This is a genomic window from Actinoplanes sp. NPDC023936, from assembly GCF_040639325.1.
In the GTDB taxonomy this organism is placed as follows: domain Bacteria; phylum Actinomycetota; class Actinomycetes; order Mycobacteriales; family Micromonosporaceae; genus Actinoplanes.
Genome location: NZ_JBEZZR010000028.1, coordinates 13,340 through 25,444, shown reverse-complemented (window position 1 = coordinate 25,444; position 12,105 = coordinate 13,340). Strand labels below are relative to the sequence as shown.

12 protein-coding genes are annotated in these 12,105 nt (G+C 71.3%); 8 read left to right on the top strand and 4 right to left on the bottom strand.

All coding sequences use genetic code 11. From position 1 onward, the window contains the following. Nucleotide 1 precedes the first annotated feature (1 nt). From AB0F72_RS29190 to AB0F72_RS29180, 3 genes are all read right to left on the bottom strand, one after another. Nucleotides 2-3,571, bottom strand: coding sequence for an ATP-binding protein (locus tag AB0F72_RS29190; RefSeq protein ID WP_360437467.1), 3,570 nt, complete (start codon nt 3,569-3,571; stop codon nt 2-4). Nucleotides 3,572-3,665: 94 nt separating this feature from the next. Beyond that, entirely contained in the window at nt 3,666-4,028 is a 363-nt protein-coding gene (locus AB0F72_RS29185) for a hypothetical protein (RefSeq protein WP_360437464.1), read from the bottom strand. A 1-nt stretch (nt 4,029) separates the two neighbouring features. Then, nucleotides 4,030-4,290 carry a hypothetical protein gene (locus AB0F72_RS29180; protein ID WP_014447892.1) on the bottom strand — a complete coding sequence of 87 codons (261 nt, stop codon included), beginning with the start codon at nt 4,288-4,290 and terminating at the stop codon, nt 4,030-4,032. 363 nt (nt 4,291-4,653) lie between these two features. Between AB0F72_RS29180 and folP the strand changes: the two genes are divergently transcribed. The 8 genes from folP (at nt 4,654) to AB0F72_RS29140 (ending at nt 10,920) form a co-directional block, all read left to right on the top strand. After that, the gene (gene folP, locus AB0F72_RS29175) at nt 4,654-5,466 is read left to right on the top strand and encodes a dihydropteroate synthase (RefSeq protein ID WP_360437702.1); all 813 of its coding nucleotides are present in this window, start codon (nt 4,654-4,656) and stop codon (nt 5,464-5,466) included. Nucleotides 5,467-5,560: 94 nt separating this feature from the next. Next, on the top strand, nt 5,561-5,923 hold the full coding sequence (gene folB, locus AB0F72_RS29170; protein WP_360437460.1) for a dihydroneopterin aldolase: 363 nt from the start codon (nt 5,561-5,563) through the stop codon (nt 5,921-5,923). After that, nucleotides 5,920-6,447, top strand: coding sequence for a 2-amino-4-hydroxy-6-hydroxymethyldihydropteridine diphosphokinase (gene folK / locus AB0F72_RS29165; protein WP_360437458.1), 528 nt, complete (start codon nt 5,920-5,922; stop codon nt 6,445-6,447). The genes folB and folK overlap by 4 nt, the downstream gene beginning before the upstream one ends. Continuing rightward, nucleotides 6,444-6,962, top strand: coding sequence for a DUF3180 domain-containing protein (locus tag AB0F72_RS29160; protein WP_360437455.1), 519 nt, complete (start codon nt 6,444-6,446; stop codon nt 6,960-6,962). The genes folK and AB0F72_RS29160 overlap by 4 nt, the downstream gene beginning before the upstream one ends. Before the next feature lie 126 nt (nt 6,963-7,088). Next, complete coding sequence (locus tag AB0F72_RS29155) at nt 7,089-8,321, top strand: ABC transporter permease (RefSeq protein ID WP_360437452.1); 1,233 nt, start codon at nt 7,089-7,091, stop codon at nt 8,319-8,321. A gap of 94 nt (nt 8,322-8,415) precedes the next feature. Continuing rightward, on the top strand, nt 8,416-8,709 hold the full coding sequence (locus AB0F72_RS29150; protein ID WP_360437449.1) for a hypothetical protein: 294 nt from the start codon (nt 8,416-8,418) through the stop codon (nt 8,707-8,709). 44 nt (nt 8,710-8,753) lie between these two features. Continuing rightward, nucleotides 8,754-9,245 carry a hypothetical protein gene (locus AB0F72_RS29145; RefSeq protein WP_360437446.1) on the top strand — a complete coding sequence of 164 codons (492 nt, stop codon included), beginning with the start codon at nt 8,754-8,756 and terminating at the stop codon, nt 9,243-9,245. A gap of 121 nt (nt 9,246-9,366) precedes the next feature. Then, the gene (locus tag AB0F72_RS29140) at nt 9,367-10,920 is read left to right on the top strand and encodes a hypothetical protein (RefSeq protein WP_360437443.1); all 1,554 of its coding nucleotides are present in this window, start codon (nt 9,367-9,369) and stop codon (nt 10,918-10,920) included. A gap of 28 nt (nt 10,921-10,948) precedes the next feature. Here the strand turns inward: AB0F72_RS29140 and AB0F72_RS29135 are convergent, their stop codons facing one another. After that, the gene (locus AB0F72_RS29135) at nt 10,949-12,082 is read right to left on the bottom strand and encodes an NADH-quinone oxidoreductase subunit D (protein WP_360437440.1); all 1,134 of its coding nucleotides are present in this window, start codon (nt 12,080-12,082) and stop codon (nt 10,949-10,951) included. Nucleotides 12,083-12,105: the final 23 nt, after the last annotated feature.

Genomic DNA, 12,105 nt, shown 5'->3' with positions numbered 1-12,105 from the left:
CTCAATCCTCCAGCTCGGACGGAAGAGGAATCACCGTAGGAGGTGCCACGCCCGGCGTCGTATCCAGATGGTCGAGCAGGCCGTCGACATACGAGACGTCGACTCGGACCTTCTGGACCCGCCCGTCCACGTCGCGCATCACGAATTCGCGGAAGCCCAGGCGGTGCTGGGATGAGCTGTCCACCTGGGAGAGGGAGGCGAGCGTCGCCTCGTACCCGTCATGGACCGGCACCCGCAGGAGCCGGAGCGCTTCGGAGGCGATTTCCTGGTCCTCGGCGATGCGGCCGACGAAGACGGTGGAGACGAGGTTCTGCACGTCCAGGCCGAGGATGTCGCGCGGGTTCTGGGAGGCGACGAGTGCGGCCAGGTTCCATTTGCGGGAGTCGCGGGCGAGGCGGACCAGGAAGGAGCGGCCGGAGCGCCAGCCTTCCATGAAGTGTGCCTCGTCGAGGCCGACCATTTTGCGGGACGACATGGAGCCGCCGTAGCAGCGACGGACCGCGAGCCGGTGTGCGGTGTGCAGCATCGGCAGGGCCAGCGATTCCTCCGCCGACCAGTATTCCCGCTCGATCTTGAGGTCGGGGAGCCGGAGGCCGGCCATGGTGATGACGGTGAGTGCCGCGTCGGCACCGAGCAGGTGCGGCGGCGGGTGGCCGAAGAAGAGCAGCGCGAGCGGCATCTCGGCGGTGTCGAGGAGCAGGTTGGCGAGTTCCTTGCCCTCGTCGTCGTCAAGACCTTGGAGGGTACGGACGACGTCGTCCAGCGTCGACGTCTCCTCGGCGGGGACCTGCCGGACGGCGTGCCGGAGCAGCGTCGCGGTGGACGCCTCCTTGGCTACCTGCGGCGGCACCAGCATCGAGCAGATGTCCTGGACGAGCATGCGGCGCTCGGCGCGAGCGTTGGAGATCGCAATCTCGAATTCCCGGTCGCCGGCCGGGCCGGTCGCGAACTCGGAACGGATCGGTGTGGGGATCAGCGCGTACGGCGCGAGCGTCCCCTGTTCGGAGCCGGTCAGGTTCAGCACCCGGCTGTACGGCCGCAGCTCCGGCATCTGGCAGAGCCGGGCGAGCGGCCCGGACGGGTCGAGCAGCGTGACCTGGACGCCGCGGCGGGCGTTCAGGTAGCCGAGCGCGCCCATCAGGGTCGACTTGCCACCGCCCGGCTCGGCCACGAAGACGCCGAGGCCGGAGCGTTCCCGGACCTCCATCGGGAAGTGCAGGTCCAGGAAGACCGGACGGCGGCAGGTCCCCGCGGTACGCCCGATCAGGTCCCCGCGCCGGTCGCCGACCGTGGACGCGGCCTGGGGCAGCGCCGCCGCGAGCAGCTTGACCGGCATCCGCCGCACGTACCCGGTGTTGGCGATCGGCTCGCCGGGGATGAACTCGCGGGCGAGCTGGTCCTGGTTCTTCGGGTGCTGCAGCGAGATCCGCAGTTCCCGGGAGTAGAGCTGGATGAGCCGCCGGGCGCGTTCGAGGCACTCCTCGCGGGTGGCGCCGCCGACCGCGATCCGGTGCCAGCCGTGCGCACGGGCCGACTCGACGGGCAGCCCGGTGGTCATCTCGTCGCCGATGACCAGGGCCCGCTTGGCGAGGCGTTCGAGTTCCGGTGGCGCGTCGATGCCGTGCTCGGCGTAGTCGAGCTGCTGCGACCGGATCATGCGGAGCCGGTGCTCGAGGTTCTTGAACGAGCTGTTGGAGCCGAGGATGTCGATCCGCGAGGAGAGTTCCATCGGCCAGGGCAGGCGCTCGTGGAAGTGCATCCACGGCTCGTGCTTCTCCGGGATCTCCAGCGGCTCCATCCGGCCGACGGAGAGGACGGCGACGTGCCGTTCCTCGCCGGTCATCCGGTTGACCAGCTTGACCGTCGACCCGTACGGCGTGCGGTAGCGCTCGACCTGCTCGGTGAGCGCGAGCAGGTCACCGGTCTCCCAGTGGCCGTTGGTGACCGGGGAGAGCAGCCCGGGCGGCGCCATGGCGAGCGCCACCGAGCGGTAGAGCAGCCATTCCAGTTCCTGCGGGGTGACCCGGCGCCCGCGCATGCCGAACGCGTTGAGCACCTCGTCGAACTGCTCGACGGTCCGGCCCAGCTTGCGGCGCTCGCCGTCGGAGGTGCCCTTGCCGAACATCCGCAGGATGCGCTCGGAGAACGTGTCGCCGAGCGAGCGCCGGGCGAACGTGACGCCGAGGAACGTCTGTCCCTCGGCGTGGTTGACCGAGAGCAGGTGCCGTTGCGCGGCGACCAGATGGTCCGACCACGACGTGGCGCCGTGCACGTCGGGCAGCGGTTTGGCGGTGAACGAGTCGACAGTGCGGGCCCACTCGTCGGCCGGGAACGGCCGGGTGGTCCGGCGCAGGTGCAGCCGGAATCCGGCGAGGCCCGCGTACTGCTCGGAGATGGCGCTGAGCAGAGCCTCCCGCTCGGCGTCGGGCCGGAAGGCCCAGCGCACCTCGGGCAGTGAGTACCACGCCGTCACGGTGCTCTGGGTGAACGTCAGGTGCCCGGCGATCTCGCTGATCGCCAGCTCCATGGCCGGGTCGCGGTCGCCGAACCTCATCTTCTGCGGGCGAACCGCAGGCGCCTTGCCCTCCTTGCGCTGCCGGACCGGCTTCGCCGGCTTCTCCCGCTTCGCGGGAGCCTTCTCCGGACGCTTGGCGGGCGCTTTCTCCGGCACCGGTACGGGTAGAGCGCTCGCCACCGGAGCCGGAGCGGCAAGGGTCTGCCACAGTGCCGGAGCGGGCCCCGGGTCGACGGCCGCGGGACGCGGCGGCTCGGGTGCCACGCCGGTCGGCGAGTGCCCGGCGGCGGGGGCGGACGCGGAGGTCGGCCAGTCGTCGAACTCGCTGAAGTCGAACTCGTCAGGCATCGGCGCGGCGGCCGGCGCGGGCTCGGCCGGGAACGCCGGCGAGACCGGCTCGGGCTCGGAGTAGAAGTCCGGTTCCGGCCCGACCGGCGCCCGGGTGAACGGCGCGCCACCCCAGCCGGGCGACTCCTCGACGACCGCGTCCGAAGCCGGCGCGGCGGGCCGAGCCGATGCTGTCGGCCGAGCCGGCGCTGCGGGCCGAGCCGACGGTGTCGACGGAGCCGGCGCAGCGGAGGAAGCCGCCGGCGCGGAGGACGCCGGCGGCGCGGACGGAACCGGCGGCACCGGCGGCGCGGACCGGGCCGGCGGACGCGGCGAAGCAGGCGAGACCGGGGAAACCGGCGACGGAGAATCCGGAGCGGTCACCCGGTCGTTGAACCCGAAGCCACGGTCCGGATCGGAGTCCACCGGGTTCGCGTAAACATCACTCGGACGGGTACTCGTGGTACGCGCCGGGGTGGCTGTTCCGCCGAACAGGTCGAGGAAGGGCGAGTCGATGTCCATGGTGGTGTCGACAGCGGTGCCACGCGGGCGAACCGGCTGCGGCGCCTGGAAGACACCGACGCCGCCGTGCCCGGGGGCGGCGACGAGCTCGTCCGAGTTGTCCAGCGGATCAGGCGGAGAGTAATTGTCCGATCGCACACCGTTACTGTGCCTGTCTGCGGGCGAGGCATCCGCGCGGGGCTGCCCGTGCGGAGAGGTTCCGGTCATGCGCGGATCCCGGCAGCGCGTGCGGCAACCGTTGTCGCGCGAGCGGTCGAGGCCGTCAGATCCCCGGCCGGCACCTCGGGGACAATCCAACTGGTCATACCAACTCCTCCCGGACGCGGATGCGAGTGGCGACAAGTCTCGGATCGCGTTGCTCCACGGCGGGCTCGCGAGTGCGGCGCCAGTCGGTGAGCGCGGTGCGGATGACGACGCGGGCCGGGCGGTCCGGGTCGACATGCCGGAACACGTACGACGTGGTGACCATGGCGAGGGCGATCTCCCAGGCCGGGAACGGGTCGAAGTCGAGCGTGATCAGGTAGTGGAGGAACATGAAGAGCGGCACCAGCACGACGAACATCCCGTACTGCGCGTAGGGCAGGTGGATGGGCAGCGTGTATCCGGGCGGGCCCAGATAGACCAGGCGTGCCCGGTAGATGTCGTCGTCGGTCCTGAGCCGCATCTCAGTTGAAGATCAGGTCGATGATGTTTTCGCCGACGAAGAAGAGCGTCGCCGCGCCGGCGATGAACGCCAGGCCCACGATCGCGATCGCCGAGCTGGTGAGGACCTTGGAGATCTCGCCGCGGCTGGCCCGGCCGATGAAGATCACGCCGAGCACCGCGAGCAGGATCGGTGCGATGTTGCTCGCGAAGAAGGTGACGATGCCTTCGGTATTGATGGTGCCGCTTGGGGCCGCCAGGACGGCGAGTTCAGTGGCGATCATCGGTAAACCTCCCCGTGTCCGGTATGGGGGGTACGGACACGCTGCAGTTGTGAAGCCGTACGGCAACGCCCATATGGTGCTACCTCGCGCTCACCACGTCGAGTGAGCTGTTCGGGCACTGCCATGCTCGTCTGCTCTCTTCGGTCACTTCATGATGCCCAGATCCGAAGAGTACGGCTCGTACTTGCGAGCAACAAGCGCCCGTTTCGTTACCCAAGGTGAAGGAGTGCGTGAATTTCAGTCACGTGGCATCGTACACCTGTTCGAAAACCTGCTGCCCCGTACCCTTTGCCTGTGCCGACTTCACCGCTGGACGTGCAGCTCACGGGTGCTGAACTGCTCCGCCGGGATCACCCGGTCGTGATGGGCGTCCTCAACGTCACGCCGGACTCCTTCTCTGACGGTGGGAGATACACGGATATCGACGCCGCGGTTCAACACGGCGTATGCCTATTTGAAGAAGGCGCCCACGTCATCGACGTCGGCGGCGAATCGACCCGGCCGGGAGCGGAGCGTGTGGACGCTCCCACCGAGATTGCCCGGGTGGTTCCGGTGATCCGGGGCTTGTTCGCCGAGGGCGTACCGGTCAGCGTCGACACGACGCGCGCCGCGGTCGCCGAGGCGGCTCTGGAGGCCGGCGCCGTCGTGATCAACGACGTCTCCGGCGGGCTCGCCGACCCGCGGATGGCCTCGGTCGCGGCCGCCGCCGGCTGCCCCTGGATCCTCATGCACTGGCGTGGACACTCCCGCGACATGCAGAAGCTCGCGGTCTACTCCGACGTGGTGACCGAGGTCCGTGACGAGCTGCGGGCCCGCGCCGACGACGCGATCGCCGCCGGGGTCGATCCCAACCGGATCGTCCTCGATCCGGGTCTGGGCTTCGCGAAACTGGCCGAGCACAACTGGGCGCTCTCGGCGCACCTCGACGAGCTGATCGCTCTCGGCTTCCCGGTCCTCTTCGCGGCGAGCCGCAAGACCTACCTCGGGCGTCTGCTCGCCGGTCCGGACGGCACGCCGCGACCGGTGGACGGCCGCGAGGCGGCCACCCTCGCCACCTCTTTACTGGCGGTCGCTTCCGGCGCGTGGGGGGTCCGGGTCCACGAGGTGGGCGCGACCGTCGACGCGCTCGCCGTCTGGCGCGCCACGGGCTCACCCCGATTTTCCGGTACGCGTTGACGCCGTCACCACCCGCAGCGCGACGGTCCCGCCAAGCGGAGTGCCCATGGCCTGCGGTGACCTGTGCCGGACCACCCATCACACGGAGGACTCGATGACCGGACGGATCACGCTGACCGGACTGCGCGCGCGGGGCAACCACGGCGTCTACGACTTCGAGCGCGAGCAGGGCCAGGACTTCGTCGTCGACGTCCGGCTCGACCTCGATCTGGGGCCGGCCGCCCGCTCCGACGACGTGGCCGACACCGTTCACTACGGCGAGTTGGCCGGCCGGCTCGTCGAGGTGCTCACCGGCGAACCGGTCAACCTGCTGGAACGCCTCGCCGACCGGCTGCTCGACGTCTGCCTCGCGGACCCGCGGGTGACCGCCGCCGAGGTGACGGTGCACAAACCACAGGCGCCGATCCCGCACGAGTTCGCCGACGTCGCCGTCACGCTGCGCCGGGGACGCTCGTGACCCGGGCCGTCCTCTCGCTGGGCAGCAACCTCGGCGACCGGCGAGCCCACCTGCGGGCCGCCGTCGCACTTCTGGGTGACAGCGTCACGGCGACCTCCGGCGTCTACGAGACACCCCCGTGGGGCGATGCCGGGCAACCCCCGTACCTCAATGTGGTGTTGATCGTGGAGGACGCGAGCGCGACAGCGCGCGACTGGCTGGAGCGCGCCCGGGCGTGCGAATCGGCCGAAGGCCGGGTGCGGGACCCGGAGCGCCGGTTCGGGCCGCGGACCCTCGACGTCGACGTGATCGACGTCCGTTCCGCCGACGGCACGCCGGTGACCAGCGACGACGAGGAGCTGACGCTGCCCCATCCGCGCGCGCACCTGCGGGCGTTCGTGCTCCGGCCCTGGCTCGATCTGGAACCGGACGCGGTGCTGCCCGGGCACGGATCCGTCGCCGCGCTCCTGGACGTGCCGGAGACGGCCGCCGACCTCGCCGCGATGAGCCCCCGCCCCGATCTGTCGCTAGAGTCGATGGAGTGAGCGCCAACCCCCAAGACGGGCGTCGTCCCGACCCGTCGCTGCGGCCGACGAGCATCTCCGTCCTCGTGGTGGCCGGCCTGGCCTCCGCGGCCGCGGGCTGGCTGCTGCTCAGCTTCTCCTACTCCCGTCTGCCCTCGCTGCCGTGGACGCCGGCCCTGGTCCTGGCCGTCCTCGCGGTCGCCGAGGCGATGCTCGCGCAGAACACCGCCGCCCGGATCCAGCGCAAACCCGGCGCTCCTCCGGTCGAGCCGCTGGCCGTCGCGCGGTACGTCGCGCTGGCGAAAGCGTCCGCCCTCGTCGGCGCGATCTTCGCCGGGTTCTCCGCCGGCCTGCTCACCTGGCTGCTGCTGGAGCCGACCAAGGCGGCCCGCGCGGACATCCCGGCCACCGCGGGCGGTCTCGTGGCGGCGCTCGCGCTGATCGGCGCGGCGCTCTGGCTGGAGCGGTCCTGCCGGGTGCCGGAACAGCCCGACCGGCAGGACGACGACTCCGATCGGCCGTCCGAGCGGCGTTGACGGTTGTCGACGTCTCATACGCTCTGAACTGAGGCCATGCCGTATCCGTATGCTTTGCGGCGGGCGGCCCACAGCCGGAGTAGCGTGCGCCTCGAACCGCTCGCGGAGGCGTAAGGAGGCGCGGCCATGTCGTACGACGACACCACGTTTCGCCGGCAGAACGACCAGACCGAGTCGGACCCGGCCGCGTATCGGCGCCGGGTGCAGTACGACGACGCCACCGCCAGCACCCTCGACCAGTCGCTGCGCGCGCCGGTGACCACCACCGGCTCCTTCCCGGTGGTCGACGAGGACGGCCGGGACCGCCTCGGCGTGCACCTGGGCTGGGAGGTGGTGCTCCTGCTCGCCGCCGCGGCCATCGGCTTCCTGCTGTTCAGCGAGGACTCGGCCGCGCTGGAGCGCCCGGCCCTCGACGCGCTGCTCGTCACCGGCGCCGCGATCGGGCTGCTCACCCTCGGCGCCGGGCTCAGCCTCCGGGCCGGCGTGCCGAACCTCGCGATCGGCCCGATCGCCCTGGCCGCCGCGTTCCAGTGGGCGGAGAACGGCGACAAAGGACTGGTTCCCGCGCTGGCCCCGGCGCTGATCATCGGCGCGGCCGGCGGCCTGATCGTGGCGATCGTGATCGTCGCGCTGCACGTGCCGGGCTGGGCCGCCACGCTGGCCGCCGGGCTCGGCGTCATCGTCTACGCCCAGTTGCGCGTCGCGCCGGTCGTGGTGCAGGGCGACTGGGACCCGACCGATCAGGCGTTCCTGCTCTTCGGCGGCTTCGCACTGCTGGCCCTGCTCGGCGGCGCGCTCGGCGCGGTCGGCCCGGTGCGCCGCTGGGTCGGCGCCTTCCGTCCGTCCGGCGACCCGGCCCGCCGTCCCGGCGCCCGGGCAGCCGCGCCCGTGGTGCTCGCGCTGATCTTCTCCTCGGTCTGCGCGGTCGGCGCCGGCACGATCCTGGCCGCCGGCACCGACGCCCCGGTCGCCCCCGGCACCGGGCTGGAGTGGACCGGCATCGGCATCGGCCTGGCCCTGCTCGGCGGCACCAGCGCGTACGGGCGGCGCGGCGGGATCTTCGGCACGCTCTTCGCGGTGACCGCGCTGACCCTCTTCCTCGACTTCGAGAACCGCCGGGAGCTCGACATCGCGCTCTTCGCGATCGCGGCGGGCGTCTTCGCGGCCGGTCTGATCGTCACCCGGCTGGTCGAGACGTACGGACGGCCGCTGCCCGCCGGCACCGGCGAGGAGTGGAACGCCGCGGCGAGCAACGGCACCTGGTCACCGGATCGGCCGGAGACCTGGAACGCGCCGGGCAGCCCGCAGCCGGCCCGCGACGGCCGCTGGGACGACGGTCCGTGGGGCGCGGCTCGGTGATTGAACTGTTTTCAACGTGGCGAGAGCCGTAGCAGCCGGCGCCGGCCGGCGGCCGGATGCCTGCGGCTCGATGTCAGGTGGAAAACAGTTCATTATGCTCTTGGTCATGAGCTCGCCGACGTTCGCCGAACTGGACGCCCTTTCTACCGAGGAGCTGCGGGAGCGGGCCTTCGCCCGGGCCCGGCAGCACCACGACGTCAAGTTCTACTGGTCGGTGCTGCGGCACCTGCCGGACGCCGACGAGGCAGCCGCGCTGGACGGCGCGCCCAACTCGATCGGCCCGACCATCGACGAGGCGGTCGCGCTCTGGCGTGAGCTCGAGGGCCGCGACCTCGGCGAGGCGGAACCGCTGCTGCGGGCCGCCTTCATCGACTACCTCAGCAAGTGACGTTCATCGTTTGAGCGCCGGGCCCCGCTGGGAATAGCGGGGCCATGGCTCTCGGGAATCGATATAAGACCGCACCGGGTGCGGGCACACTCGCCGCACTGATACTCGTTCTGGTGTTCGGCAGCCCCTGGTACAGCGACTGGGCTCTGGAGAACACCAACGCGGAAACCGCGGGCGGCTGGTGGCTGCGGCTGCTGGCCTGGCCGCACTGGAGCTTCGACACCGACGACTCGCTGCGTGACGTGATCGTCGGCGACCTCAAGGCGATCCTGCTCGTGGTGCTGACCGCGCTCTTCCTCTATCTCCTGCCCGGCTCGCAGCTGGCCCGGGCCCGCGGCACGATCAGCCAGTTCTTCGCCGGCTGGGCCGCGTACATCTTCGCGGGCGGTTTCGCCGCTCTGCTCGCCACCCTCTTCCTCAGCAACCCGTCCCTGCTCGGCGCGTTCCAGGCGGCCGGAGCGGGCGCCGGCTACGGCCTCTTCGTCGGCTGGATCATCGGTTTCGCCTCGCTCGGCGGCCGGCGCGGCACCCGCTGATCGGTCCGGTTGGCTCCCGCGTACGGGAACCAACCGGATCGCCGGGTGACAGGGGGCCATATGTGCCGTTCGAGTGCGTGGCCGTTTCGTCCGGGGCGCACTCTCGGTAACATCTGCCCCCATGCCGGAACGCGACCCCCAAGCGGGACACAGCGCGAAGCTGCTCCGTGGCCTCCTCTGGGGCGCAGTGGTGCTCGCGCCGCTGGCGGCCGCCGTCGTGCTGATCGGCGGAGGCCAGACGTCGATGCGCTTCGCCGTGCTGCTGATCGCCGTGAGCGTGGTGCTGGTCGGCGCGTCCCTGCTGATCCGCGCCGATCCGGTGCTGCTCAGAATGGATGTCGAGGACCGCGTCGCGGAAGAGATGGACAAGCTCCGCTCGCAGATGCGCGCCGAGTTCGCCGGCCTGGCAGCGGCACAACCGGCCGCCGAGGCGCCCCGCCCGCCACTGCCGCTGCGCAACACCGGCGGCCGAGCGGCCGTCGCGGCCGCGCCGCCGGAGTCTGGTTACGCTCCGCAGTCGGGGTATGACGCTTCCGGCTATGAGGGTTACGACGCGGAGCCGGTCTACGGTGCGCCGCAGGGTGGTTACGACTCCTACGTGGGCGACCAGTCCTATGACGGCCAGTCCTATGACGAGCAGCCGTATGAGGAGCACTCCTACGACGAGCAGTCTTACGACCAGCAGTCGTATGAGCAGCAGTCGTATGAGCAGCAGTCCTACGAGCAGCAGTCGCACGACGAGCAGTCCTACGGCGGCCAGTCCTATGAGCAGGCGCCGGCTTATGACGGCGGTCAGGGCTACGGGAACGCTCCGGCGGGCCGGGCCTCCGCCTCGGTGCCGTCCGGGTCCGCCTCGGTGGTGCGCTCGGCTGCCGTACCCGCTGGTCCGCCTCCGATGAACGGCGCCGCGCCGGTTCCCGGCACCCTGCCGCCCGGTCCCGTTCCGCGCCCCCGCGCCGCGGCCGCGGTACCGCCGGCCGGTGCCGGCCCGTCCCGTGGCGCGGCCACCCCGCCGCCCGGTCCCGGCCCGTCCCGTGGCGCGGCGACCCCGCCGCCCGGTCCCGCCGGCTCGTCCGGTCCGGTCGGTCCGCTGCCTGGTCCCGCCGGCCCGCCGCCCGGCCCCGGCGGTTCCCGCGCCTCCGCGTCGGTGCCGCCCGGCCCGCCGCGTGCGTCCGCCGCCGTCCCCGGCCCGCTCTCGTCCGGCCCGCTCTCGTCCGGACCCCTTCCTCCCGGGCCGGTCACCTCCGGGCCGATCTCGTCTGGACCTCTTCCTCCCGGGCCGATCTCGTCCGGGCCGATCCCGCCGGGTCCGGTCTCCTCGGGTCCGATCCCGCCCGGTCCGGCGGGGCCGCCGCGCGCCTCGGCGTCGGTCCGGCCGGGCACCCAGTACGGCCGCCCGGAAGCCCCGAACGGCGACTTCGGCGCGGCCGGGGGACATGCCGGCGGAAACGAGTACGGCAGTCCCTACAACGCCTACGAAGAGCGGGCCTACGACGACCAGGGGTACGAGGACCACGGCTACGAGGACCACGGTTACCAGGACCAGGGATACCCGTCCTACGAGGAGCCGTCCGGCGAGTACAAGGCGCGCCGCCACCGCCCGTCCGCGAACGACACCAACGTCGGCTCGCTCGACGACTTCGCTTCCTACGGCGGTTACCAGCAGGACCGCTGACCACGGCAGTTACCAACAGGGCCGCTGACTACTTGTCGATGTCCCCGACCACGAAGAACATCGACCCGAGGATCGCGATCAGGTCCGGCACCAGACAGCCCGGGATCAGCGTGGAGAGGGCCTGCACGTTCGCGTACGACGCGGTGCGCAGCTTGAGCCGCCACGGCGTCTTCTCGCCCCGGGACACCAGGTAGTACCCGTTCACGCCGAGCGGGTTCTCGGTCCACGCGTAGGTGTGCCCCTCCGGCGCCTTCACCACTTTCGGCAGCCGCACGTTGACCGGCCCGCCGATCCGGTCCACCCGGTCCAGGCACTGCTCCACCAGGTCGAGCGAGACGTACGTCTGGTCCAGCAACACCTCGAACCGCGAGTGGCAGTCACCGGCCTGCCGGGTCACCACCGGCACGTCCAGCTGGTCGTAGGCCAGGTAGGGCTCGTCCCGGCGTACGTCGAAGTCCAGTCCGCTCGCCCGGGCCACCGGCCCGGAGGCGCCGAACGCGGCCGCGTCGGCCGCCGAGAGCACGCCGACGCCGACCGTGCGTGCCAGGAAGATGTCGTTCTTGCGGATCAGCTGATCGAGATCGGGCAGACGGCGGCGGACCGCGGCGACGGCCGCACGGGCTCGCTTGGTCCAGCCGGCCGGCACCTCCTCCTTGAGGCCGCCCACCCGGTTGAACATGTAGTGGATCCGGCCGCCGGAGACCTCCTCCATGACCGTCTGCAGCGTCTCGCGTTCCCGGAACGCGTAGAACATCGGCGTGATCGCGCCGATCTCCAGCGGGTAGGAGCCGAGGAACATCAGGTGGTTGAGCGCCCGGTTCAGCTCGGCGAGGGCCATCCGCAGCCAGACCGCACGCTCCGGCACCTCGATGCCCATCAGTCGCTCCACGGCGAGCACCACGCCGAGCTCGTTGGAGAACGCGGAGAGCCAGTCGTGCCGGTTCGCCAGCATGATGATCTGCCGGTAGTCGCGCACCTCGAACAGCTTCTCGGCGCCACGGTGCATGTACCCGACGATCGGCTCGCACTCGACGACGCGCTCACCGTCGAGCTTGAGCTTGAGCCGGAGCACTCCGTGCGTCGACGGGTGCTGCGGCCCGATGTTGAGCACCATGTCGGCCGTCTCCAGCCCGCTGCCCGTTCCGACCGTTATTTCACGCATGGGGCCGTCATTTCACGCATGGG

Excerpts from the sequence above, each read along its gene's own strand:
- AB0F72_RS29150 (WP_360437449.1), top strand. The coding sequence starts at position 8,416 with ATGCTCTTGGTCATGAGCTCGCCGACGTTCGCCGAACTGGACGCCCTT.
- folB (WP_360437460.1), top strand. The coding sequence starts at position 5,561 with ATGACCGGACGGATCACGCTGACCGGACTGCGCGCGCGGGGCAACCAC.
- AB0F72_RS29155 (WP_360437452.1), top strand. The coding sequence starts at position 7,089 with ATGTCGTACGACGACACCACGTTTCGCCGGCAGAACGACCAGACCGAG.
- AB0F72_RS29185 (WP_360437464.1), bottom strand. The coding sequence starts at position 4,028 with ATGCGGCTCAGGACCGACGACGACATCTACCGGGCACGCCTGGTCTAT.
- AB0F72_RS29190 (WP_360437467.1), bottom strand. The coding sequence starts at position 3,571 with ATGACCGGAACCTCTCCGCACGGGCAGCCCCGCGCGGATGCCTCGCCC.
- folP (WP_360437702.1), top strand. The coding sequence starts at position 4,654 with ATGGGCGTCCTCAACGTCACGCCGGACTCCTTCTCTGACGGTGGGAGA.
- AB0F72_RS29145 (WP_360437446.1), top strand. The coding sequence starts at position 8,754 with ATGGCTCTCGGGAATCGATATAAGACCGCACCGGGTGCGGGCACACTC.
- AB0F72_RS29140 (WP_360437443.1), top strand. The coding sequence starts at position 9,367 with ATGCCGGAACGCGACCCCCAAGCGGGACACAGCGCGAAGCTGCTCCGT.
- AB0F72_RS29135 (WP_360437440.1), bottom strand. The coding sequence starts at position 12,082 with ATGCGTGAAATAACGGTCGGAACGGGCAGCGGGCTGGAGACGGCCGAC.
- AB0F72_RS29180 (WP_014447892.1), bottom strand. The coding sequence starts at position 4,290 with ATGATCGCCACTGAACTCGCCGTCCTGGCGGCCCCAAGCGGCACCATC.